23 protein-coding genes and 1 pseudogene are annotated in these 22,624 nt (G+C 67.4%); 15 read left to right on the top strand and 9 right to left on the bottom strand.

Features of this window, described 5'->3' with window-relative positions:
- The first annotated feature begins 1 nt into the window (after nucleotide 1).
- From EV653_RS16250 to EV653_RS16230, 5 genes are all read left to right on the top strand, one after another.
- Nucleotides 2–763, top strand: a complete 762-nt coding sequence (locus EV653_RS16250) for an SDR family NAD(P)-dependent oxidoreductase (RefSeq protein ID WP_134103656.1) — start codon at nucleotides 2–4, stop codon at nucleotides 761–763.
- Nucleotides 764–773: 10 nt separating this feature from the next.
- Nucleotides 774–2,135 (top strand): amidase, encoded by a 1,362-nt coding sequence (locus EV653_RS16245; protein ID WP_134103654.1) that lies wholly within the window; start codon nucleotides 774–776, stop codon nucleotides 2,133–2,135.
- A 78-nt stretch (nucleotides 2,136–2,213) separates the two neighbouring features.
- Nucleotides 2,214–3,434, top strand: coding sequence for an NADH-quinone oxidoreductase subunit NuoH (nuoH, locus tag EV653_RS16240; RefSeq protein WP_134103652.1), 1,221 nt, complete (start codon nucleotides 2,214–2,216; stop codon nucleotides 3,432–3,434).
- Between the two features lie 45 nt (nucleotides 3,435–3,479).
- Nucleotides 3,480–4,211, top strand: a complete 732-nt coding sequence (locus tag EV653_RS16235) for a TetR/AcrR family transcriptional regulator (protein WP_166679417.1) — start codon at nucleotides 3,480–3,482, stop codon at nucleotides 4,209–4,211.
- Between the two features lie 17 nt (nucleotides 4,212–4,228).
- Nucleotides 4,229–5,062, top strand: a complete 834-nt coding sequence (locus EV653_RS16230) for an RNA polymerase subunit sigma-70 (protein ID WP_134103648.1) — start codon at nucleotides 4,229–4,231, stop codon at nucleotides 5,060–5,062.
- A gap of 4 nt (nucleotides 5,063–5,066) precedes the next feature.
- On the opposite strand, the gene EV653_RS16225 is transcribed toward EV653_RS16230, so the two are convergent.
- On the bottom strand, nucleotides 5,067–7,130 hold the full coding sequence (locus EV653_RS16225) for an MMPL family transporter (RefSeq protein ID WP_134103646.1): 2,064 nt from the start codon (nucleotides 7,128–7,130) through the stop codon (nucleotides 5,067–5,069).
- 70 nt (nucleotides 7,131–7,200) lie between these two features.
- On the opposite strand from EV653_RS16225, the gene EV653_RS16220 reads away from it, so the two are divergent.
- The 8 genes from EV653_RS16220 to EV653_RS41175 all read left to right on the top strand — a co-directional run bounded on the left by EV653_RS16220 (nucleotide 7,201) and on the right by EV653_RS41175 (nucleotide 14,522).
- Nucleotides 7,201–7,731, top strand: a complete 531-nt coding sequence (locus EV653_RS16220; RefSeq protein ID WP_166679416.1) for a MarR family winged helix-turn-helix transcriptional regulator — start codon at nucleotides 7,201–7,203, stop codon at nucleotides 7,729–7,731.
- A gap of 86 nt (nucleotides 7,732–7,817) precedes the next feature.
- The gene (locus EV653_RS16215) at nucleotides 7,818–8,483 is read left to right on the top strand and encodes a fasciclin domain-containing protein (RefSeq protein WP_134103642.1); all 666 of its coding nucleotides are present in this window, start codon (nucleotides 7,818–7,820) and stop codon (nucleotides 8,481–8,483) included.
- Nucleotides 8,484–8,881: 398 nt separating this feature from the next.
- Nucleotides 8,882–9,445 (top strand): RNA polymerase sigma factor, encoded by a 564-nt coding sequence (locus EV653_RS16210; protein ID WP_238159769.1) that lies wholly within the window; start codon nucleotides 8,882–8,884, stop codon nucleotides 9,443–9,445.
- The gene (locus tag EV653_RS16205; RefSeq protein ID WP_134103640.1) at nucleotides 9,442–10,146 is read left to right on the top strand and encodes an anti-sigma factor; all 705 of its coding nucleotides are present in this window, start codon (nucleotides 9,442–9,444) and stop codon (nucleotides 10,144–10,146) included. The genes EV653_RS16210 and EV653_RS16205 overlap by 4 nt, the downstream gene beginning before the upstream one ends.
- Nucleotides 10,147–10,222: 76 nt before the next feature.
- Entirely contained in the window at nucleotides 10,223–11,104 is an 882-nt protein-coding gene (locus EV653_RS16200; RefSeq protein WP_134103638.1) for a MerR family transcriptional regulator, read from the top strand.
- 175 nt (nucleotides 11,105–11,279) lie between these two features.
- On the top strand, nucleotides 11,280–12,896 hold the full coding sequence (qcrB, locus tag EV653_RS16195; protein ID WP_134103636.1) for a cytochrome bc1 complex cytochrome b subunit: 1,617 nt from the start codon (nucleotides 11,280–11,282) through the stop codon (nucleotides 12,894–12,896).
- Nucleotides 12,897–13,014: 118 nt separating this feature from the next.
- Nucleotides 13,015–13,848, top strand: a complete 834-nt coding sequence (locus tag EV653_RS16190) for a DUF4397 domain-containing protein (protein ID WP_134103634.1) — start codon at nucleotides 13,015–13,017, stop codon at nucleotides 13,846–13,848.
- Nucleotides 13,849–14,108: 260 nt separating this feature from the next.
- Nucleotides 14,109–14,522: a class F sortase gene (locus EV653_RS41175; protein WP_166679415.1), complete on the top strand. Its 414-nt coding sequence runs from the start codon at nucleotides 14,109–14,111 to the stop codon at nucleotides 14,520–14,522.
- Between the two features lie 50 nt (nucleotides 14,523–14,572).
- Here the strand turns inward: EV653_RS41175 and EV653_RS42715 are convergent, their stop codons facing one another.
- From EV653_RS42715 to EV653_RS16150, 7 genes are all read right to left on the bottom strand, one after another.
- A complete protein-coding gene (locus EV653_RS42715; RefSeq protein WP_370357964.1) occupies nucleotides 14,573–14,647 on the bottom strand; it encodes a hypothetical protein in 75 nt (24 codons plus the stop codon).
- 70 nt (nucleotides 14,648–14,717) lie between these two features.
- Nucleotides 14,718–15,416, bottom strand: coding sequence for a hypothetical protein (locus EV653_RS16175; protein ID WP_134103630.1), 699 nt, complete (start codon nucleotides 15,414–15,416; stop codon nucleotides 14,718–14,720).
- The gene (locus tag EV653_RS16170) at nucleotides 15,400–15,630 is read right to left on the bottom strand and encodes a hypothetical protein (RefSeq protein WP_134103628.1); all 231 of its coding nucleotides are present in this window, start codon (nucleotides 15,628–15,630) and stop codon (nucleotides 15,400–15,402) included. The genes EV653_RS16175 and EV653_RS16170 overlap by 17 nt, the downstream gene beginning before the upstream one ends.
- A gap of 518 nt (nucleotides 15,631–16,148) precedes the next feature.
- Complete coding sequence (locus EV653_RS16165) at nucleotides 16,149–16,772, bottom strand: NADPH-dependent F420 reductase (RefSeq protein ID WP_134103626.1); 624 nt, start codon at nucleotides 16,770–16,772, stop codon at nucleotides 16,149–16,151.
- Nucleotides 16,773–16,844: 72 nt separating this feature from the next.
- The gene (locus tag EV653_RS16160) at nucleotides 16,845–17,579 is read right to left on the bottom strand and encodes an SDR family NAD(P)-dependent oxidoreductase (protein WP_134103624.1); all 735 of its coding nucleotides are present in this window, start codon (nucleotides 17,577–17,579) and stop codon (nucleotides 16,845–16,847) included.
- Nucleotides 17,580–17,632: 53 nt separating this feature from the next.
- Complete coding sequence (locus EV653_RS16155; RefSeq protein WP_134103622.1) at nucleotides 17,633–18,568, bottom strand: SDR family oxidoreductase; 936 nt, start codon at nucleotides 18,566–18,568, stop codon at nucleotides 17,633–17,635.
- A gap of 40 nt (nucleotides 18,569–18,608) precedes the next feature.
- The gene (locus EV653_RS16150; protein WP_134103620.1) at nucleotides 18,609–19,232 is read right to left on the bottom strand and encodes an NADPH-dependent F420 reductase; all 624 of its coding nucleotides are present in this window, start codon (nucleotides 19,230–19,232) and stop codon (nucleotides 18,609–18,611) included.
- 187 nt (nucleotides 19,233–19,419) lie between these two features.
- On the opposite strand from EV653_RS16150, the gene EV653_RS16145 reads away from it, so the two are divergent.
- On the top strand, nucleotides 19,420–20,316 hold the full coding sequence (locus EV653_RS16145) for a LysR family transcriptional regulator (RefSeq protein ID WP_134103618.1): 897 nt from the start codon (nucleotides 19,420–19,422) through the stop codon (nucleotides 20,314–20,316).
- Between the two features lie 105 nt (nucleotides 20,317–20,421).
- Here EV653_RS16145 and EV653_RS16140 read toward each other — a convergent pair.
- Nucleotides 20,422–21,746 (bottom strand): annotated as a pseudogene (locus EV653_RS16140) (ISL3 family transposase).
- 215 nt (nucleotides 21,747–21,961) lie between these two features.
- Here EV653_RS16140 and EV653_RS16135 point away from each other — a divergent pair.
- Nucleotides 21,962–22,621, top strand: a complete 660-nt coding sequence (locus tag EV653_RS16135) for a Type 1 glutamine amidotransferase-like domain-containing protein (protein WP_134103616.1) — start codon at nucleotides 21,962–21,964, stop codon at nucleotides 22,619–22,621.
- Nucleotides 22,622–22,624: the final 3 nt, after the last annotated feature.

Raw genomic sequence — 22,624 nt, 5'->3', positions numbered from 1 at the left:
TATGGAGTACGCGAATCTGTTCCGGCTTGACGGCAAGCACGCGCTGGTGATCGGCGCCGGGAGTGGAATCGGGCGCGAGAGTGCGCTGGCGTTGGCCGCGCAGGGCGCGAGGGTCACGTGTGCGGACCGGGACCTCGCGGCGGCTCGCGAGACGGCGGGAAGCGCGCTCACGGCGTACGAGCTGGATGTGCTGGACGATGCCGCGATCGCGCAGGCGGTTGATGAGTTGGATCCCGTGGACGTGCTGGTGTTCACGGCGGCGACCAATGTGCGGAAGCGGATCCTCGACTACAGCGGCGAGGAGTTCGACCGGGTCGTGTCGCTGAACCTGCGGGCGTCGTTCCAGCTGATCCGCGCGTTCGGCAGGGGGATGGCGGAGCGGGGGAGCGGCAGCATCATCGGGTTCAGCTCGATCCGCGGGACGACGGTCGAGCCGGGGCAATCGGTGTATGCGGCAACCAAGGCCGGGCTCGTGCAGTTGTTGCGTACGGCGGCGGCCGAGCTCGGGCCGTCCGGCGTACGGGCGAACGCGATCGCGCCCGGTGTCGTCGAGACCCCGCTCACCGCGCAGATCAAGGCCGATCCGGCCTGGTACGACGCGTATGCGCAGAAGGGCGCACTCGGTCGGTGGGCCCAACCGAGCGAGCTCGCGGGCGCCGTGGTCTATCTCGCGTCCGATGCCGCGAGCTTCGTGACCGGGAGCGTACTCGCGGTCGACGGCGGCTGGACCGCGGTCGACGGCCGCTTCGACCCACCGAACTGAGGAGGCCTGGATGAATCTCGCCGACCTGACTGCCGTTGACTTGCTGGCCAAATACCGTGACGGCTCGGTGTCGCCCGTCGAGGTGATCGAGGACGTGCTGGCGCGGGTGGAGCAGTTCGAGCCCCGGATCTCTGCTCTTTACGCACTAGATCCTGCGGGCGCGCGGGCGGCCGCTCATGAGTCGGAGCGCCGCTGGCGGGACGGTACGGCGGGCGCGCTGGACGGCGTACCGGTCACGGTGAAGGAGAACATCGCGACCCGCGGGACGCCGGTGCCGCAGGGGACCGCGGCGACAGAGCTGATCCCGGCTGTGGAGGACGCGCCGGCTGCGGCGCGGTTGCGGGAGGCCGGGGCGGTGATCTTCAGCAAGACCACGATGCCGGAGTACGGGATGCTCTCGTCCGGGGTGTCGACGTTCCATCACCTGACCCGCAATCCGTGGGATGTCACGAAGACAGCCGGTGGGTCGAGCGCAGGTGCCGCGGCGGCCGCAGCGGCCGGCTACGGTCCGATCCACCTCGGGACCGACATCGGCGGCTCGATCCGCTTGCCGGCGGGCTGGTGCGGGCTGGTCGGCATCAAGCCCACGCACGGGCGGGTCGCGGTCGGGAATCCCTACCCTGGAAGAGCGATCGGGCCACTCACCCGTACGGCGGCCGACGCCGCGCTGGCGTTGTCGGTGATCTCGGGATACGACCCGCGGGACTACACGTCACTGCCGGCTGCCTCGGATCGCTACGAGATCACGATCGCCGGTCTCCGCGTCGCTCTGTTGCTGGATGCCGGCATCGGCCTGCCCGTCGATCCCGAGGTGGCGGCCGCCGTATCGTCGACCGCTAGTCAGCTCGAGAAGGCCGGCGCTCTGGTCGAGCGGATCGCCCCGATCATCACCCGTGAGATGCTCGACGGGCTGGATCGCTTCTGGCGGATCCGCTCGGCCACGGACATCGCGGCGCTGCCCGAGGAGCGGCGCGCGAAGGTCCTCCCGCAGATCCGGGAATGGGTGTCGACGGCGGGCGATCTGTCCGGATTCGACGTCTTCCACGGCTACAGCCAGATGGGTGCGATGGCGGCTGCGGTCGGGCGGGTGTTCACGACGTACGACGTGATCCTGTCGCCGGTCGCGCCGATCACCGCGTTCCCGGCCGAGCTCGCCTATCCGACCGACGACCCGTCCAAGCCGTTCGAACACATCGCCTTCACCGTCCCGTACAACATGTCGCAACACCCCGCGACCACCGTCAACGCCGGCTGGTCCTCGTCGGGCCTCCCCATCGGCGCCCAGCTGGCCGTGCCTCACCACCAGGACCTGACCGCACTGGCCTTGGCCGCTCACCTCGAGAACCACCAGCGGGAGTGGCCGACGAGCTGACCGTCCGCCTTGCCACTCGACTCCCTTAACTGATACACCGTATCTTTTAAGGGAGTCGAGTGGACGAGGTGATGTCTCATGCCCGGGCTGACGCAGTTCGGCCACGACGTCTGGTGGCTCATGCTGCTCAAGGCAGTGCTGATCTTCGTGATCCTGATGCTGCTGACGCTCTTCAACATCTGGGCGGAGCGCCGGGTGGTCGCGCGGATGCAGCAGCGCATCGGCCCCAGCGTCAACGGTCCGTTCGGCCTGCTGCAGTCACTGGCCGACGGCATGAAGCTGATCCTGAAAGAGGACCTGATCCCGAAGACCGCCGACAAGCTGATCTTCCTGTGCGCGCCGCTGATCGTCGTGGTTCCGGCGTTCCTGACCTGGTCGGTGATCCCGTTCGGGCCGACGGTGCGGCTGCCGTGGAGCGACATTCACACGCCGTTGCAGCTGACCGATATGCCGGTCGGGGTGATCTTCGTGCTCGCGATGGCGTCGGTCGGCATCTACGGGATCGTGCTGGGCGGCTGGTCGTCCGGGTCGACGTACTCGCTGCTCGGCGGGCTGCGCTCGAGCGCCCAGATGATCTCGTACGAGGTCTCGATGGGGCTCTCGTTCGTCGCGGTGTTCCTGTACGCCGGATCGATGTCGACTTCGCAGATCGTCGCGGCGCAGGACCGGATCTGGTACGGGCTGATCCTCGCGCCGTCGTTCGTGGTCTATGTGATCTCGATGGTCGGCGAGACCAATCGCGCGCCGTTCGACCTGCCCGAGGCCGAGGGGGAGTTGGTCGGTGGATTCCACACGGAGTACTCGGGGGCGAAGTTCATGCTGTTCTTCCTCGCGGAGTACGTGAACATGGGGACGGTGTCGGCGCTGGCGACCACGCTGTTCCTCGGCGGCTGGCACGCGCCCTGGCCGATCAGTTTCTGGGACGGCGCCAACAGCGGCTACTGGCCGGTCCTGTGGTTCATGGGCAAGGTGATGTTCTTCATCTTCGTGTTCATCTGGCTGCGGGGATCCTTGCCGCGGCTGCGGTACGACCAGTTCATGCACTTCGGCTGGACGCGGCTGATGCCGCTGTCGTTGCTGTGGATCCTTGCGGTCGCGACGGCTCGCACGATCGACCTGCGCGCGGGTATCGAGCGGCAGTGGCTGTTCGCGGCGATCGCGGTGTGCCTGGTCGTGATCGGCATCCTCTTCTTCGCCGCCGAGAAGAAGCAGTCGGACGTCGCGGGCAAGCAGGAGGCCGCGGAGTTCGATGCCTTCGCCGGCGGGTACCCGGTACCACCGCCGGCGAAGGTCCCGTGACCGGGCGGCTCGATGTCGGCGTACCGGGGTCGTACGATGCCCGACATGGCGCTTCCCTCGTCACCCGACGGCAACGCCCAGCCCGTGGGACCGGTCTGGGCGCGGAACGATCGCCAGCCGCGGCGCCGGACGCTCACCCGGGAGTCCATCGTGCTGGCGGCGATCGAGATCGCGGACCGGGACGGGCTCGACGCCGTCTCGATCCGTAGCGTCGCGGCGGGGCTGGGCGTCCGGCCGATGAGTTTGTACGGTCACGTGTCGAGCAAGGACGACCTGCTCGACCTGATGTTCGACCAGCTCGCCGGGGAGAGCGTGCTCGGTGCGGACCTGCCTGACGATTGGCGGAGTGCGCTCGAGGCGATCGCCCGGCGTACGAGGGATCAGGGATTGGCGCACCCGTGGTCGATCGAATTGCTGGTCGACCGCATCCAGCTCGGACCGAACACCCTCCGTGTCCTCGACGAGTGGATCCGCGCGCTGGCGCCGTTGTCGATCACCGCGGACGAGGCCTGGAGCATCGCGACAGCCGTCAACGACTACACCGTCGGCTACGTCACCCGCATCTCCGCCCAGCGCCGCGCCGTACCGACGGATCCGAACGCCGCCCGGGAGTGGACCACGACCGTCAACACCTACCTGACCGAACGCGCCGAGAGCGGCGACCACCCGCACATAGCCCCGCTCCTGCGCGAGGGCTTCGCCGCCCAGCCCGACAGCTTCGAACCAGGCCTCGCCTGGCTCCTCGACACCATCGAACAAAGGCACGCCCCGAACTAACCGCTGATGGAGTAGGTATGGACGACTCCCGGTTGATCGCGCACTGCTACCGCATGCTCGGCTCCATCACGGAAGCCGTCCCAATCGCGGGCGGAGTATCCAACTACGCGGATGCCACTCTCGCCTGCCTCGCTCGCGCCGGGACCCGTCCGCTGCCTTCCGACCTGGCCGCTCCCAGCGCGCATCCGGAGAGCCCACTGTCGGAGAGCTCGGAGATCCTCTGGCTCGAGCCGATTCCCGAGCATCTGATGGACGGCCGCCCGATCGACCTCGGCCTGATCGCCGCCTTGCAACGCATCCCACCACGCGAGCGGGCCGCCTCCATCCTCCACGACATCGAGGGCTGGCCGGCTGCTCGCGTCACGACCCTGCTGGGCGACGTACGTCCGGTGCCGGTCGTCGCGGCGCCGACCGTCGTCCCGGACGACGCTCTGCTGACCCGGTATCGCGCGGCGTTCGAGCAGTACGACGTACCCGCGATCGTCACGCTCTTCACCGACGACGCGATCTGGGAGATGCCGCCGTTCACGTCCTGGTTCCGCGGCGCCCGCGACATCGGCCGCCTCATCTCCACCCACTGCCCGGCCGAACGCCCCGGCGACCAGTACCTCGTCCCCCTGAAGGCCAACGGCCTACCAGCGTTCGCCGTCTACATGCGAGACCCCCGCGACAACATCCACCGCGCGTTCCAGATCCAGGTCCTCACACTCACGGCCACCGCGATCGTCCACGCGGTCGCGTTCTTCGACCTGTCCCTCTTCCAAACCTTCCACCTGCCAGACCTACTCCAAGGCCTCCCACCCAACCTCTACGACGGCACCCTCAAACCCCACATAGAACGACGCCACTAACCATCTACCGCATGCTCGGCACCTCGCCGCCGGCATCCCGGACGGCGGACTGCTCTTGTCTCCGTGGCGTCGCCGGCCACCAGAAGTGCTCTCCGAGCAGGAAGGCCAGCGCCGGTACGACGACAGTCCGGACCAGCAGAGTGTCGAGTAGGACTCCGACGCACACGATGATCCCGACCTGGGTGAGCGTAATCAGCGGAAGCACACCCAGGACCGCGAAAACGGCGGCGAGGAGCAGACCGGCGCTGGTGATCACGCCGCCGGTGACCCGCAGCGCCGTGGCCATCCCCGCCCGGGTGCCCGCGGTGCGTGTCTCCTCCAGAGCACGGGTGCTGAGGAAGATGTTGTAGTCCACACCGAGTGCGACCAGGAAGAGGAACGACAGCAGGATCACTGAACCGTTGAGGGCCGGGAAGTGGAGCAGGTGGTCGAACACGAGCCAACTGGCCCCGAAGCTCGCGAGGAAGGATGCAATCACGGTCAGCAGGAGCAGGGCGGGCGCCAGGATGGATCGCAGGACCGCGACGAGGACCGCGCCGACCAGGATCAGGATCAGGGGCATGATCAGCAACCGGTCGCGCTGGTCTGCGGCCTGAACGTCCAGGCTCTCGGCCGGGCCACCGCCGACGAGCACCTGGTCACTGACCTGATCGAGACGCTGCCGAAGCTCTCGTACGACGGTGAACGAGGCATCGCTGCCAGGTTCGGCCGACAGTATGACGTCGTACCCGGTCAGTTCTCCGTTGCCTTGCACGGGCCTGACCTCGGCGACTCCGTCGACCTCGCGGATGAGCTTCGCGGTCGCAACGGCGTCCTTGGCCGGTCCGACGATCTCGACGGGGTCGGTCGCACCGGCCGGAAAGGCCTCCGCGAGGACCTTCGCGCCCCGCACGGCCTCGGGTTCGACCCGGAACTGCTCGTTGTCTGCCAGGCCGGTGCGGACGCCGAGCCCTCCCGCTGCCAAGCCCGCCAGCAGGAGGACGGAAAGCGTGAGGACGAGGGCAGGCCGCCGGGCGACCATGGCTCCGAGCCGGCCCCACACCTTGCCCTCGGTCGCCTCTTCACCGACGCGCGGGACGAACGGCCAGAAGATCCGGCGCCCGAACAGGACCAGGGCGGCCGGCAGGACGACCAGTCCGGACACAACGGCGAACGCAATGCCGATCATGCAGCCGATCCCGATGCCGCGCAGGGTCTCGGTGCTGGACAGCAGCAGGAAGGCCAGCGCACCGATCACCGTTCCGCCGCTCGCCAGGATCGGCTCGGCAACGCGCCGTACGGCGATGCGCATCGCTGTCAGCGCGTCCGTTTCGGAGCGCAGTGTCTCGCGGTAGCGCGCGATCAGGAGCAACGCATAATCCGTGGCCGCGCCGAAGACCAGCACGCTGACGATGCCGGACACTTCACCGCCGGCAGGGATGCCGAGCCGGGACAGAACCTGCTCGGACACGCTGGTGGTCACCTGTTCGGTGAGTCCGACCACGAGGAGCGGGATCAGAACAAGTCCCGGGCTGCGATAGGTCAGCAGCAGCAGGAGGGCAACGACGCAGGCCGTGACCAGGATCAGCCGGGTATTGGCGCCGTCGAAGACCCGGCTGAGGTCGGTGGTGAAGGCCGCTGGGCCGGTCACCGATGCTTGCAACCCGTCGGGAAGGTTCCTGAGGTTCTCACGCAGGGTGTCGACCGTCCGCGTGATCTGCTCGTCGTCCCCGGCAGGCAGGGTCAGGATCGCCAGGCCGATCTTGCCGTTCTCGGCGAACTGCACCGGGACCTTGACTCCGAGGCCGGCGGCCGCTGTGCGTGCCGCGGTCTGGTCCGCGGGGCTCAAGGCGGCACCCTCTGATCCGCTGAAGACGATCAAGGCAGCCGATGTGTCCGAGCCGGGGAACTTGGCGCGCAGTTGTTCGACCCGCGCCGACTCGACCGACGTGGACAAACCGGTGGCGGAACGCGGCTCGGCCTCCTCCGCGGCCGGGGCCAGCAGCGCGGCCGCCGCAAAGGCGAGCCCGATGAGGACGAAGATGAAGGAAACGCGTCGGGTCCGAAGGAACCAGCCTGAACCTGGCACAGTGTCTCCTCGACGGGATCAGAAGTCTCGATCAGGAAGTATCTTGATTATCAAGACATTAGGAGGTCGGGTGAGCCCGCGCAAGTCTGAGCCGCGGCCTGCCGAGGGCCGGGACGAGCTGGTCCGACTGGTCCAGCTGCTGATCGCGGAGGGCCAGCGGATAGCGCATTTGTTTGCCCAGCGCCAAGGCATCCATGGCACGGACGTGGAGGCTCTGCTCAGGATCCTGGTGGCCGATGAGGGCCGGCCGATGACGGCCGGTCGGCTCGCGGCCGAGCTGGGGCTGAGTACCGGAGCAGTGACGACGCTGATCGATCGGCTCGAGCGTGACGGTCATGTGCGCCGTGAGCGCGACACCGCGGATCGACGCCGCGTGATCGTGCGCTACGACCGGTCCGGCCTCGAACTCGCCGGGCGCTTCTTCCAGCCGCTGGGCCTTCATCACCGTACGGCGACCGCGGATTTCACAGCGGCGGAGCTCGAGGTCGTGAAGCGCTACCTCGCGGCATCGATCGACGCGTTCAGTTCCTACCGCGAGCAGTTGACCGCGGAGCCGGACGTGGGGTCATCCGACCGGCCGGAACAGATATCCGGCCCGTAAGCGCATCCGGACCTGTCGGCGGTGGAGAAGTACCTCACAACAGCGGCTGCCCTGAGACAGTCGTTCCCGTCCGAAAGGTTGGTCCGATGCGCATGCCTTCACGCCCGCTGAGTCGATACCTGACCACAGCAGCCGTCACGATCGGAATGCTGGCGACGAGTGTTGTCGCCACCACGGCGCCGGCCAGTGCCAGCCGTCCGCTGGGCACCAGGAGCCTGGCCAGTGTCCTCGCCGCCGACGGCGATACCTTCGACCGCAACTGGAACGACTACGACGTGCTGACGCAGGCGGTCGGCGCCGTCCTCGCCGCGAAGCCGAACAGTCCGGTCAAGGTGCTGACCGACGGTTCTGTTCGGCTCACCGCGTTCCTCCCCAGCGACCGCGCGTTCCAGGTCCTGGCCAAGGACCTCACCGGGAAGACGTACCGCTCCGAGAGCGCGCTGTTCGCTGCGCTGGCCGGGTTGCTCGGTGTCGGCACGATCGAATCCGTCCTGCTGTACCACGTCATCCCCGGCGTCACGATCGACCGCAGAACCGCCCTGCGGTCCGACGGCGCCAAGCTGACCACTGCTCTGCCGGGCGGGACCATCAAGGTCGATGTCCTCAGCAGGCGCTGCCGGCTGGTCCGGCTCATCGATGCGGACCGCAATGACGCGAATCCCTTGATCAACCCGTGGGCCTTCGACATCAACAAGGGAAACCGTCAGATCGCCCACGGTATCTGGCTGGTCCTCCGTCCGGCCGACATCTGAGACCGTCGCGGACCGCGCCGTGCCACGGTGGCCGCCGCGCAGCGTCAGTTGCACGGCGGCCGGTCCGAAACACGACGGACGAGGGGCTCACCGGATCCCACCTGTGGTCCGGCGCTGGTCAGCCCGACGATCACGCCTCTCAGTTTCCGACCCGACCGGTTGTGCGTAAGTTCTGCACAAGTTGCTTGACGATCCGTGCATCCGGAACCGGTTCTGGGGCGGAATGTCTGTCCAGGAAGTACTGCGCCGGAGGAGAGTGTCATGACCATGCGCCGTCTCGGATCACCGCGGGCCGCTGCCCGAGGCTGCTTCGGCTCGTCATCGGCCCCGTGAACGCAACGATGCAGTGGCCGGCATCGTCTCGGCAACCGGCGACCAGTGGAGCTAGAGTTCCAGCCGTGACCAGCGCCGAGGCCGATGCACCGTCGCCGGCCGATATCGCGAAGGGTTTCGCGGACGGCGACGAACAGAGCCTTGCGGACGCCTATGCCCGCTGGTCCGGTCTCGTCTTCACGCTGGCGCTGCGGAGTCTCCAGGACCGTCCGGATGCCGAAGACGTGACCCAGCAGGTGTTCGTATCGGCATGGCGGGGCAGAGCTACCTTCGATCCGGCCAACGGGTCCCTGGGCGCCTGGTTGACCGGGATCACGCGGCATCGGATCGCGGACCGCTTGGCCGCCCGGAGTCGCGACCAACGCAACTCGTCGGCCGCGATCGGGCTCGTGGATGCCGGCTCCCCACCGGCACATGTCGACGACCACACCGTGGACCGCGTCGTACTCGCCGACGAGCTGGCCAGGCTCGAGGACCCGCGCCGAACCATCCTCAGGCTCGCGTTCTACGAAGATCAGACCTATCCGCAGATCGCCGAGACGCTCGACCTACCCTTGGGCACGGTCAAGAGCCACGTGCGGCGCGGACTGATCCAGCTGCGAGACCGGTTGAAGGAGGTGCAGGGGTGACGCATCTTGACGACGAGCTACTCGCCGAGCTCGCATTGGACGCTCGTACTCCGGACCCCGGCGCCGCCGACCATCTTCGGCTGTGTGATCGCTGCCGCGAGAGCCTGGCGCAGCTGCAGGAGGTGGCGCAAGTACGAGCCGAACTGCCTCGGCTCGAGCTCCCGCCGGCTCACGTCTGGGACCAGATCCGCAGCGAGGTCGGCCTGTCGACTCCCGTCGGCGAGGCTCTCGATCACGCCCGGACTCGGTCCCGCGGTCTTACCCGCCGTTCGCTGGCTCTCGCTGCCAGCGTGGCGGCAGTCCTCGGCTTGGGCGCCGGAGTGGCCGGCACGCTGCTGCTTACCGACCGAGATCGTGCTCCGTCCAACACGGTCGAGGCGGTGATCAGACTGGAGCCGCTGGCCGGCAAGACCGGTGACGGAAACGCCGACCTGATCCGCTCGCCTGCCGGCAACGAGTTGAAGGTCGCGGCCTCGGGTCTCGCCACGACCCCAGGCTTCTACGAGGTCTGGCTGATCAATGTCGACGGGAAGCGGATGGTCTCGCTCGGAGTGCTCAACCCGCGCAGCGGCGGGACGTTCCAGATACCGACCGAGATGACGGCCGAGGGCTACCGCATCGTCGACGTCTCCCTGGAACCGAACGACGGTAACCCTGAGCACTCCCACGACAGCATCATCCGCGGCACCCTCCCGAGCTGAGCCCGGGTCGGCGGACGGTACGTCGCTTGCCGCGGGTTGTGGTGTGACGACCATCCGCACATGAGATTCTTGGGTCATGGGATCCCGGGCTTCGGCGATCGACGGCACCGCACGGGCAGCAACCGTGCTGCCGGTGGGCAAGGTCTCTGAGCTGCTCGGAATCCCTGCGGTCACCCTGCGCACCTGGGAGGCACGATACGGCCTGGGCCCGTCCGGGCGAACCAGCGGAAGTCACCGCCGGTATACGTCCGCGGACATCAAGCGGCTCCGCCGCGTGCAACAGCTGATCGCCCGCGGAGTCTCGGCCGGCGACGCGGCACGGCTGAGTCTCGGCGGCGATGCCACGACCGGGCATCCCGCCCACCGCACTCAGCGGCTGCTGGAAGCGGCCGAGTCGCTGGCCGTCACCGAACTCACCGACACCCTCGTCGAGTGTTTCCTGAACTGGGGAGCGGTGGAGACCTGGACGACGCTCGTCTCGCCTGCGTTCCGGACGCTCGAAACACGGTTCGGACGGACCGGGGACTGCACTGACATCGAGCTCGTTCTCGCGGCAGCAGTCACCACCTCGGCGGAGCGATACCTGCAGTTACGCAAGCTGAGTGCGGACAAGGATCGGCCGATCCTCCTCGTGCATTCGCCGGCGGAACGTCACACGCTGCCCCTGGTCGTCCTCCGGACGGCTCTGCTGGAACGCAGCCGTCCAGTGGTCGTCGTCGGACCTGACGCCAACGAACGCGCCGTTCTGCAAGCGATTGCGCGGACCGATCCCACAACGGTGGTGCTCTGGGCAACTATCCGTCGGCCCGGGCAACTCAAGCTCCGCAATCGGGTGCGGGAGACGGGGAGCCCGTTCCTGCTCGCCGGCCCGGGGTGGCCGGCCGCTGCCGCGCCGATCGAGAGCCTCGTCGCCGCACTCGAGGCGCTGACCACGCCTCGCCACTCGACCAAGTTCTGAGCAGCGGTCGCTCACGGCCGGGCTTGGGATCCGCCGGCCGACAATGCTGCCATGCACCGGAACAGCAAGTGTTCCAGGCGTCACGGCCTTCCTTGCCCTGTGTGCGGGATCACGTCGGCGGATTGTTTGCATCGATTCTGCATAAGTTCTACCGTGGGTTGCAGACACCCTGGAGGTGACGAGCGTGGCAGCCGAACTACCCCCACCGGTGGCTTGGGCCGACGAGCGTCTCGGACTGGCAAAGCTCGGCCGCAAGAATCTGCGCAAGGTTTTCCCCGACCACTGGTCTTTCATGCTCGGCGAGGTCGCGCTCTACAGCTTCGTCATCCTGATCCTCAGCGGCGTCTTCCTGACCCTGTGGTTCAAGCCGTCGATGGCCGAGGTCCAGTACAACGGCTCGTACAGCCTGCTCAAGGGCTTGCACATGTCCGAGGCGTACGAGTCCACCGTGAACATCTCGTTCGACGTCCGCGGCGGTCTGCTGGTCCGGCAGATCCACCACTGGGCCGCGGTGCTGTTCATCGCCGCGATGATGGTTCACCTGCTCCGGATCTTCTTCACCGGCGCGTTCCGCAAGCCGCGTGAGCTGAACTGGCTGATCGGTATCGGGATGCTGTTCCTCGGCATCGTCGAGGGCTTCATCGGCTACGGTCTGCCCGACGACCTGCTGTCCGGCACCGGGTTACGGATCACCGAAGGCCTTGTGCTCGCCGCGCCCGTCGTCGGCACGTACCTCAGCTTCTTCATCTTCGGCGGTGAGTTCCCGGGCGACGACTTCGTCTCGAGATTCTTCACCGTGCACGTGCTGCTGATCCCCGGGATCATCCTGGCCCTCGTCACCGTGCACCTGTTCCTGGTCGTGTACCACAAGCACACGCAGTACGCCGGACCCGGCCGGACCGAGAAGAACGTGGTCGGCCTGCCGCTCTTCCCGGTGTACGTCGCGAAGGCGGGCGGCTTCTTCTTCGTGGTCTTCGGCATCACCGCCCTGATGGGCGCGCTGATGCAGATCAACCCGGTCTGGCTGTACGGGCCGTACAACCCGGCCGAGGTGACGGCAGGGTCCCAACCGGACTGGTACATGGGCTGGCTCGACGGGGCCGTCCGGCTGATGCCTGGCATCGAGTCCCATCTCGGCACCGTGACGATCGGCTGGAACATCTTCCTTCCGGCCCTGGTGGTGCCACCGCTGTTCATCGGGTTCGTTGCCCTGTACCCCTTTATCGAGCAGTGGGTGACTGGCGACAAGCGTGAGCATCACCTGCTGGACCGGCCGCGGAACGTCCCGACCCGGACGGGGATCGGCGTGGGCATGATCACGTTCTACGGAGTTCTCTGGCTGAACAGCGGCAACGATCTGATCGCCACGCACTTCCATTCGTCGATCAACACCATCACCTGGGTCTGTCGCGTACTCGTCCTCATCGGACCTGTGATCGCATTCTGGATCGCCCGGCGCTGGGCGCTGTCGCTCCAGCGTGCCGACTACGAGCGGCTGACGCACGGCCTCGAGACCGGCGTCATCGTCCGCTCGCCCGACGGCGGCTATTCCGAGAAGCATCGGCCGCTGTCGCGGTTCGCAGCCTATGAGTTGACCGCGCGGGAACGGCTGCTTCCGCTGCAGACGCCGCCTGACACCGACGAGAACGGCGTACGCCGGCCGCATCGACGTCGCGACCGGATCCGGGCTGCACTGTCGCGCTTCTACTTCTCCGACATCGTCGAGCCGCCGGCAGCGGACGAGCTGACCGCGGCGCAGCACGGACCCGCGCGCCCTGAGCTCGACGGGTGACCGCATTCGCGACGCGAGTCCTGAACTTCTGCAAAACTTATTCGGCGGCAGTGAATCCGATCGGTGATCCGCGACGGAAGTACGGGTAAGGAAGTCCACCTCCGAGGAGGAAACTCAGATGCCCGTTCGCCGAATCGCTGCCCTGGTGGGTGCGGGGTTGCTGACCGCCGCCCTGCCGTTGGCCGGCGCGACGTCCGCTCAAGCCCGCGCGACGGCCGATGCCCACGTGTCGGTGCTGCACGCCGTACCGGGAGCCACTGTCGATGTCTACGCAAATGGCAAGGCCCTGCTCACGAACTTCAAGCCCGGCACCCTCACCGATCCGGTCAGCCTGCCTCAAGGTAGCTACGACCTCAAGGTGACCGCGGCCGGTGCCGGTGCCAACGGCGCGGCCGTCATCCAGGCCAACGACGTCAACGTGCCCGGTGGCGCGAACATCACTGTGGTCGCGCACCTCGGCGCCGACGGGAAACCCGTCCTGACGCCGTACGTCAACGACACCTCGAAGCTCGCGGCCGGCAAAGCTCGCCTCACCGTCCGCCACGACGCGGCTGCACCCGCCGTCGATATTCGGGCTGGTGGCAAGCCTGTGTTCAAGGGTCTGACCAACCCTGAGGAGGCGAAAGCCGACGTTCCCGCAGGCACCGTCAAGGCCGACGTCGTGCTGGCTGGCACTTCCACTGTCGCGATCGGCCCGGCCGACGTGAATCTGAAGGAAGGCGTCAACACCATCGTCTACGCGTGGGGCAGCGCGAAGGACAAGAACCTCAAGCTCGCCGTTCAAACGATCTCCGGCCTGCATGGGAACCCCACGGGTGTCCCGGGCGGCACTGGCGGCCAGGCCGCACAGCAGACCGACTGGCCGGTGTGGATGGTCGCCCTGCTCGGTGCAGGGGCCCTCGTCATCATCGGAGCGGGGACCGTCGCAATTCGGGCACGCTCCCTGCCGTGAGCAGTCTTCGTCGTGCGGTCACCCTCGTGGTGACCGCACTGGCCCTGACTGTCCAGGCCGGCTGCGGATCCTCACCCCCAACGACGACCTCCGAAAGTCAAGCGTCGGCGGTCGCGACTGCGCGACCGAGCTCTCCTCCGGGCTCAACTGGAGCATCGCGGCCGCCGACACCGTCCGGCGGTGAGATCCGCAGTCAGTCAGCTGCGCTGCCGACCAGGCAGGCGTCAGCACCGGTGCCTTCTCGGCTGATCGTTTCCGCGGTGCACATCGATGTTGCCGTGCAACCCGTGGGGGTGGCTCCCGACGGACAGATGGCCTTGCTGCCGGATCCGGCCGTCATCGGCTGGTACCGCTTCGGCTCCAGCCCTGGCAGCGGCCGGGGCGCAGTCGTCCTAGGCGGGCACGTGGACAGCAAGCAGTACGGCGTCGGGCCGCTGTCACGGCTACGTCGGCTGGCCAACGGTGACTCGATCATCGTGCTGTCCAGTGACGGAACGAGGAAGCGGTATCTCGTCCAACGTGTCGAAGACATCGCCAAGAAAGCACTTCCGATCGACGACCTGTTCGATCGAGACGGTCAGGAACTCCTGCACATCGTGACCTGCGGCGGTCCGTACGACCGCAACGCCGGCGGGTATCGCGACAACCTCGTCGTCACCGCCTCCCCAGCCTGAATCCCCAACCGCCCGACACTGCGGTTAGACCCAGTAGATCGGTGTCACGGTCAGATCGCCGTGGTGCCGCCGTCGGCGAGCAGTTCCAGGCCGTTCACATAGCTCGAGTCGTCGGAGGCGAGCAACAGCGCGACCGCGGCGATCTCCTAAGGGCGGACCATCTTTTCCCCGGGATCAGCGACTCGAACGCCGCAACTAACCAACAGCATCAAGCCGACCGACTGCGGTGTTGACGAACTGGACGAACGCGGCGTCGGTCGGGAAGGTGTCGCTTTCGGCTCTGAGCGTCAGCAGAGTGCCGCCTCTGGCCGCGTACGCGCGGTAGCTCTCGGAGGTCAGTTTCGGATCGGCCGGATCTCCGAATCGGGGCGCAATGCCGGCCCGCAAACCGCGAACCGGCAGTTGGCGGGCGAACGACTTGAACGTCTCGCCTTCCAGCGCCCCGCCGAAGGTCGCACAGCGCGGTAGCACGGCGACGATGTTCCGAACCAGCGGAAGCTGCGAAGCCGGCCACGACGCGATCACCTCGGTCACGACCTTGTCGTCGCTCGGGCTGTCCGCTCCGAGAAAGTACTGTCCCCGGACGGTCGTGCTAGGTGTCTTCCGATCACGCAGCGGGTCGCGTAGCAGCTGGCAGTCGGCCGGATCGTAGGTGATCGGCAGTCCGAGCGTCGGCGTCCGATCCGACGCCACCCCACCTTCCCAGCCCTTCGGCAGGTCGGCGACGGTCAGTGCCGCTTTCGACGCCTGCGCCACCGTCAGTGGAACGACCGTCGGTGCGCTCGGCGCCGGGGTGGTGTCGTCCGCCTGGTGCGCGCACGCGCTCAACAACAGCACGCCGACCACTGCGAACCGGCGTACTACAAGTGAAATGCGCCTAGTGCGCAGCGGCATCAAGCCGAGCCACCGCCTTCGTCAAGAGTCGTGCAAACGCAGCGTCGGTGGGAAACGTATCGCTGACGCCAAAGATGCGGAGCACAGTACCTCCGCGTATCACCGTGGCGGTGTGAAGCACGAAGGTGTGGTCGGGAGTATCCGAGTCGATCAGCTCGGTGCGTAGAGCGATGCCGTCCTTCAGGCCCGGCACCCGCACCTCCTTGACCGTCATCCTCAACTTGGTCCGGACCAACATCGTGCCGCTGACGGTCGTGCAATGCGGCAGCGCCTCGGCGATCTTCCCGACGATCGACAGTTGGCTAGTCGGCCAGGAATAGATCAGTTCGGTGATCCCCTGGAGAGGTTGTCGGACGAAATACTGCCCCCGGACCGAGGTAGCAGGCGCATTCAGGCCCCTCAGTGGGTCACCGACAACGATTCCGCAGTCTGCTGGTTCGTACTGCGTCGTCCCGGCGCCTGCACTCGGACTTGGATCTACCGCGACACCACCGTCCCAGCCTTTCGGCAGGTCGGCGAGGGTGAGCGCGGCCTTCGTGGCCTGGGGGACTGTCAGGGTGGCAACCGTTGGAGTCGGGCTGGGGCTCGGGTTGTCGACCTGTTGGCCGCAGGCTGCTAGCGCGAGTACTGCGACGAGTGTGAGCCGGCGCACCGTGGGTCTCTGCTGGTTCGGCACCTGCGTGTGTTAGCGGGGCGCCGAAGCAGCTTGTTTCTAAGGGCTTATGGGCCAACTCAGCTGAGGTTGTTGATGCCGAGGGAGAAGTCGAAGTTGCCTACGCCGTGGCGGGCCAGGCCCATCGTCAACACACCCGCTCCCTCTACCCAGTGGGCCATGCTCAGGTCGCCCGTGTCCCGCGGGCGCAGTCCGAGGCTTTCGACGAACGCTGACACGCTCGCCTTGGCCTCAGCATCGTCGCCGGCCATGAATACGTCCACCGGGCCGCCTTGGGCGAGCACGTGGCGGAACAGGGTGTTGAACGCCTTCACGACCTGGGTGCTCGCGGGCGCGGCCCCGGCCACCATCTGCGCGATGGAGGTGTCGTGCGGGATGGCCAGCCCAGTGCCGGTGGCGTCGAAGGGGTTGGTGATGTCGACGATGATCTTGCCGGCCAGCGCGTCCCCGAACTCGCGGACGACCGGTACGGCGCTGTCGAACAGCACCGCGAGGATGACGATGTCGCCGGCTGGGACCGCCCCGAACGTCCCGGCCGTGGCGCCGCCGCCGAGCGACTTGGCCAGCGCCGCGGACTTGGCCGCGTCGCGGCCGATCACCTCGACGGTGTTGCCGCCCTTGATGGCCAGGGTGCCGATGGTGGCGGCCATGTTCCCCGTGCCGATGATGCTGATGCTGCTCATGATGTGTCCGCTCTTCCTCGTGCTTGATCGTGCTTTGTCTCGTTGTGCCGGGTCAGACCCAAGGGCTCTCAGTCAGATCGCCGTGGTGCCGCCGTCGGCGACCAGTTCCAGGCCGTTCACGTAGCTCGAGTCGTCCGAGGCGAGGAACAGCGCGACCGCAGCGATCTCCTCAGGGCGGCCCATCTTTCCCCGCGGGATCAGCGACTCGAACGCGGCCTTCGTTTCCTCGTCGAACAGTTCCTCCTGCTTCGCAGTCGCGACCTGGCCGGGGGTCAGTACGTTCACCCGGATCCGCCTGTCCTTCAACTCGTTGAGCCACACGCGGGCCCAGGCCTGCTGGACGGCCTTGCTCCCGGCGTACAGACTCCATCCGGGGAAGGCCCCGAGCGAGGCGTTCGACCCTGTCATGAAGATCGAGCCCTCGTCGTTCATCAACGGCAGGGCCTTCTGCACCGTGAACAGCGTCCCGCGAGCGTTCAGCCAGAAGGCGGCATGGAACTGCTCCTCGGTGATCTCGCCGAGCTTGCCCGGCTCGCCCATGCCGGCGCTTGCCCAGAGGACGTCGATCGAGCCCTTCTCCCTCTTGACCGCGTCGTACAGACGGTCGAGGTCGTCCAGGTCGGCCGCATCGCCCTGTACTGCGGTCACGTTCCGGCCGATTTGCTTGACGGCGTCGTCCAGCGCGTCCTGCCGCCGCCCCATGATGAAGACGTGAGCTCCTTCGGCCACGAACAATTCGGCGCCGGCCAGCGCCATGCCGGTTGATCCGCCGGTGATCACAGCTACCTTGCCATCGAGCTTTCCCACGATTACTCCCTTGAATTGATCTAGACCCGGAAAAGCCCGGATGTTAAATACGCTCAGCCGGCGGAGAAGTAGTGGCCGTTGTCCAGATCGGCGAGCAGGCCGGGCTGAGCGGGTTCCCAGCCGAGGGTTCGGCGAGTGATGAGGTTGGAGGCCGGGTAGGTCTGCGTGACGATGTTCGCGAGGAATCCGAAGTACCCCGGTAGCACCAGCTCGTCGACGGGCACGCTCACGGCGGGCAGGCCCAGGCGGCTGCCGATGGCCTCGGCGATCGCGCGGAGCGGGATGGCCCCGTCTCCGACCGCGTGCCAGTACCTGCCGGCCGGCCCCTTCTCCAGCGCCAGCCGGAACAGGGAGGCGGTGTCGCGGATGTGTACGGCGTTCCACAGGTTCGCGCCGTCCCCGGGGTAGCCGGCGAAGCCATTCTCTTGCGCGAGCGCGATCAGCTGCACGAGGAAGCCGGAACGATCGGTCGTGCTGTGTGCGATGTTGGCAAGCCGCACGACCGATGCCCGCACTCCACGCTCCGCGAGGCCGATCACGGTGGTCTCCACGACGTTACGAGCCCGCAGGGTGCCCCTGTGCTCGTCGCCGACCGGAAGGGCCGGGTCGTCCTCGGTGGCCGGCCGGCCCAGGTTCCCTGGCGAGCCGATGCTCCCCGCTGCGACCAGCGGCTTTCCGGTGCCCGCCAGCGCTTCGCCGTACGCGAGCATGATCGGGACCTCCGCGGCCGCCACGGCATCGATCCCGCCAGAGAACAACAGGTCCTGCCGGTGCGCCACGTGGATGACGCCGTCGGCGTCCGCGGCCGCCTCTTTCAACCCGTCGAGATCCTGGAGGTCGCCGAGACGTACCTTCACGTCGAGCGTGGACAGCGCCGTCGCGGCGGCGTCCGACCGGGCCAGGGCAGTGACCTCGTGCCCGGCGGCGACGAGCTCGGGAATGATGTACGAACCGGAATGGCCGGTCCCGCCGGCGACGAAAACGCGCACGCTGTGTCCTTGTGTGGGTAGGTGAAGGGGTTGGGTGCGCTCAGCCGAGTACGTCGATGCTGAGGGCGATGTCGAAGGTCCCCGCGCCGTGGCGGGCCAGGCCCATCAGCAGCGGCCCGGCGCCTTCCAGCCACCGGGCCATTTCCAGGCCGCCGATGTCGAGCGGACGCAGCCCGAGGCTCTCGATGAACGTCGACACGTCGGCCTTGGCCTGGGAGTCGTCCCCGGCGAAGAGCACGTCCAACGGGCGGTCCTGCGCCAGCACGTGGCCGAAGACGGTGTTGAACGCCTTCACGACGTGCGCGCTCGCCGGAGCGGCCTTGGCGATCTCCTGCGCTCCGGACATGCCGTCAGGCGTGACGACCCCGGTTGCGTCGGCGTTGAAGGTGTTGGAGATGTCGATGATGACCTTGCCGGCCAGCGCATCGCCGTACTGGGTGACGACCGCGACGGCGCTCGCGTAGGGCACGGCGAGGACGACGATGTCGCCTGCCGGGATGGCGCCGAACGTCCCCACCGTGGCCCCGCCGCCGAGCTCCGCCGCTAATGCCGTGGCCTTGGCCGCGTCGCGGCCGACGAGCTCGACCGAATTGCCGCCCGCGACCGCGCGAGTCGCTATTGCGCGGGCCATTCCGCCGATGCCGATAAAACTGACGTTGCTCATAGTGTGCCTGCTTTCTGAAGCTGGACAGCACGGCAATTCCGCCCGATCCCGGTGAGGATCCGGTGCGGAATTCCTTGATCGAATTAGCTTGTGCCCTCTTGACAATGCCACCCGGCCGGAGTGCGTGTCCAAGACCTCTTTCAGCCGTGGTGATACCTTGAGGGCATCGCCGGACCGGGAGGCTCCCATGGATCTGGACCTGCGCAAACTGCGCTACTTCGTCGCTGTCGCCGAGCGGTTGCACTTCGGCCGTGCCGCCGAGGATCTGCACATCGCGCAACCGGTGCTCAGTCGGCAGATCCGCGCTCTGGAAAAGGATCTCGGCGCCTCGCTGTTCGCCAGGGACAGCCACGGCGTGGAGCTGACCGACGCGGGTCGGCAGCTGCTGGACGACGCGGGTCCGCTGCTCGCCTCGGTGCGCGCGGTCCGGCGCCGGGTGTCCGTGGCCGGCCGCGGGAGCCAGCGGCTGGTGATCGGCTTCCGGACCGGCATCCCGGTCATCCCAGCGGCGCGGGTGTTCGAGTCCCGGAACCCGGACGTGGTCGTGGACGTGCAGCGGATGGAATGGGACGACCAGGCCACGATGTTGCTGGACGGCCGCGTCGACGTCGGCTTCGTGCGGCTGCCTGTCGACGAGACCGGGCTGCGCCTGACTCCGCTCTACACCGAGCCCCTGATGGTGGCGCTGCCCAGCGACCACCGGTTGGCCGGCAAGGAGGAGGTCTCCGAAGCCGACCTGGACGGTGAGCCAGTGGTCTGGCATGCCGACCCGAGCACGCAGCCCACCAGGCGCCCGCACCCCGACTCCGGAGTCCGGGCGCGCGGGGTGGAGGAGAAGCTCGAGCACGTCGCGGCAGGCCGGGGAATCTCGTTCGTTGCACGGTCGGAGACCGTGTTCTACTCACGCCCCGACATCAGCTATGTGCCGATCCCGGAACTGGCGCCCGAACAGGTATGCCTCGCGGTGGCCGAATCGCGCACCTCACGAATGGTCGACGACTTTCTCGCCGCTGCCCAGGAAACGGCCGAAATCACCGCGGAATGCGGAAACTACGAAATGTGGCAACCGCAGGCCAGGCGCTAGACCGCGGTGACCCGCAGGCCACGCCTGCGTGCTGACGGTGTATTCGTACTCGAGCGAGCCGCCGACGGCGGACTCGCCGATCTCCTGCTGGAGCTCGATAGCGGCTCATCCCATTCGAGGGTGTAGTTGAGGTCTGAACCCGCCGGTTTCGAGCAGAGATCGGGCGATGTAGTTGATCAGGTTGCGGAAGCCGAGTGCGCTGCCGCGGAGGTGTTCGAGTCGGCCGTTGAGCGCCTCGGTTGGTCCGTTGGATGTGCTTTGGGCCTGTCGAAGTAGGCCAGTACGTCAGCGGCGCGCTTCTTCAACGTCCGGCCCAGCGTGACGATCTCGGTGAGCGCCTTCGGAACGCCGCTGCTGATCGAGTCGATCAGCTTGACCATCAACTCGTGTCCTTGGCGGCGGTCCTCGTGCCGGTAGGCAGCGACCATCCGCTGGTAGATGCCCCAAGTCGCCTCGACCTCGACGTGAGCGTCCTCGGCGAACGGAGCGTTGATCCGGTCGATCTGCTTGTCGGTGAGCAGCCCGGTGCCGGTCTGCAGGGTGCGACGGGTCTTGTAGAGCGGGTCGTCCTTGAAGCCGCGGTGCCCGTGGATCTGCAGTTGGACCCGGCGCCGACACCTGTCGAGGGCGTCACCAGCCAGGTGGACGACGTGGAATGGGTCCATCACCGCGACCGCGTGCGGGACCTCTTCGGCAGCGGCGGTCTTGAATCCGGTGAACCCGTCCATCGCCACGACCTCCACGCGGGCGCGCCAAGGGGCGTCGCGATCGGCGAGCCAGGTCTTGAACGCCTGCTTTGAGCGGCCCTCGACCATGTCCAACAAGCGTGCTGGGCCGGTGCCGTCGCGCACAGGTGTGAGATCGATGATCACGCTCACGTACCTGTCGCCGCGGCTGGTGTGCCTCCAGACGTGCTCGTCGACGCCGATCACCGCGACGCTGTCGAAGCGGGTGGGATCGTTGATCAGCAGGCGCTTGCCATCGGCCAGGACGGCGTTGTTCGCGGTGTCCCACGCGACCCCGAAGGCTTCAGCGACCCGGGCCACCGTGAAGTGCTGGACCACGATGCCTTCCAGCGCCCACCGCAGCCCACGACGCGACAGCTTCGCTCGTGGCTCGGCCGCCAGGCTGGTGTCTTGGCGCCACACGTGCCCGCACTCGCGGCACTGGTAGCGACGCTTGGCGACCTCCAGGGTGGTGGGCCGCCATCCCAGCGGCTCGTGCGCCAAGCGACGCACCACGGTGTCGCGGGCAAGACCCTCGGCACCGCACCGCCTACACCACCCGTCGGCCTCTACGACCCGGCAGGCGAGGGCCACCCGGCCGGGTTCGAGTCGCTGTCCGATGACGGCGAGGCCGAGGCCATCAAGCCGAGCGAAGGCGGTCAGGCCGGGCCGGCCGAAGCCGGCGTGCGGGGTAGCGTCGGACACGTCGAGGTCTTCCAGATGGTGAGCATGAGAACTTCCATCTTCGGGAGGTCTCGACTCCTACCGCGGGACCGACGCGCCAGCCGGGCGACCGCGTGACCACCCTTAACGCTCGCAGAACAGGTGCGACGCGGCGTACGGCCAGGACGGGGGCGCGCGCCCTTCGATCAGATTGGTTACGGTGTGCGGATTCGGGAAGACGAGATCGTAGGAGAGACATGAAGCTTCTTCTCACCTCCGCCGGCATCAAGAACAGGAGCATTGCCGACGCGCTCGTCGAGATGCTGGGCAAGCCCATCGCCGAGGCCAGCGCCCTGGTGATCCCAACGGCGGCTTACCCCGCGGGGGGTCCCGCTGCCGCGTGGCGCATCGTCTCCGGCCACGCGATGACTCCGCTGTGCGAGATCGGCTGGAAGTCTCTCGGCCTGCTCGAGCTCACAGCGCTCCCCAGCATCGACTCGGCGCAGTGGATCCCCATCGTCCGGGAGACCGACGCTCTTTTGGTGGGCGGTGGCGATCCGCTGTACCTGGCGCACTGGCTGCAGCAGTCCGGCGCGGCTGACGTCCTGCCTTCGCTGCAGGACACGGTGTGGGTCGGGGTGAGCGCCGGGAGCCTCGTGGCGGCGCCCCACCTAGGCCAGGACCTGAGTGACTGGCAGTCGCCGTCGGGCAGCGTCGAGGCACTGGGGCTGGTCGACTTCGGTATCTTTCCGCACCTCGACAACCCGAACATGCCGGAGTTCGGCCTAGCCGACGCGGAGCGCTGGGCCGCCGCGCTCGACGTGCCGGGCTACGCCATCGACGACCAGACCGCCATCACCGTCATCGACGGCGAGGTCGCTGTCGTCTCCGAGGGCCACTGGAAGCTGTTCGACTGACCA

The organism is Kribbella pratensis, assembly GCF_004365355.1.
GTDB lineage: Bacteria > Actinomycetota > Actinomycetes > Propionibacteriales > Kribbellaceae > Kribbella.
The sequence above is the reverse complement of the archived record's forward strand: the minus strand, read 5'-3'. Positions and strand labels throughout refer to the sequence as shown.

Bases quoted from the DNA above. Each gene is read 5' to 3' on its own strand.
- EV653_RS16250 (WP_134103656.1), top strand. From the start codon at position 2: ATGGAGTACGCGAATCTGTTCCGGCTTGACGGCAAGCACGCGCTGGTG.
- EV653_RS16245 (WP_134103654.1), top strand. From the start codon at position 774: ATGAATCTCGCCGACCTGACTGCCGTTGACTTGCTGGCCAAATACCGT.
- nuoH (WP_134103652.1), top strand. From the start codon at position 2,214: ATGCCCGGGCTGACGCAGTTCGGCCACGACGTCTGGTGGCTCATGCTG.
- EV653_RS16235 (WP_166679417.1), top strand. From the start codon at position 3,480: ATGGCGCTTCCCTCGTCACCCGACGGCAACGCCCAGCCCGTGGGACCG.
- EV653_RS16230 (WP_134103648.1), top strand. From the start codon at position 4,229: ATGGACGACTCCCGGTTGATCGCGCACTGCTACCGCATGCTCGGCTCC.
- EV653_RS16215 (WP_134103642.1), top strand. From the start codon at position 7,818: ATGCGCATGCCTTCACGCCCGCTGAGTCGATACCTGACCACAGCAGCC.
- EV653_RS16200 (WP_134103638.1), top strand. From the start codon at position 10,223: ATGGGATCCCGGGCTTCGGCGATCGACGGCACCGCACGGGCAGCAACC.
- EV653_RS16190 (WP_134103634.1), top strand. From the start codon at position 13,015: ATGCCCGTTCGCCGAATCGCTGCCCTGGTGGGTGCGGGGTTGCTGACC.
- EV653_RS16175 (WP_134103630.1), bottom strand. From the start codon at position 15,416: ATGCCGCTGCGCACTAGGCGCATTTCACTTGTAGTACGCCGGTTCGCA.
- EV653_RS16170 (WP_134103628.1), bottom strand. From the start codon at position 15,630: ATGACGGTCAAGGAGGTGCGGGTGCCGGGCCTGAAGGACGGCATCGCT.
- EV653_RS16165 (WP_134103626.1), bottom strand. From the start codon at position 16,772: ATGAGCAGCATCAGCATCATCGGCACGGGGAACATGGCCGCCACCATC.
- EV653_RS16150 (WP_134103620.1), bottom strand. From the start codon at position 19,232: ATGAGCAACGTCAGTTTTATCGGCATCGGCGGAATGGCCCGCGCAATA.
- EV653_RS16145 (WP_134103618.1), top strand. From the start codon at position 19,420: ATGGATCTGGACCTGCGCAAACTGCGCTACTTCGTCGCTGTCGCCGAG.
- EV653_RS16135 (WP_134103616.1), top strand. From the start codon at position 21,962: ATGAAGCTTCTTCTCACCTCCGCCGGCATCAAGAACAGGAGCATTGCC.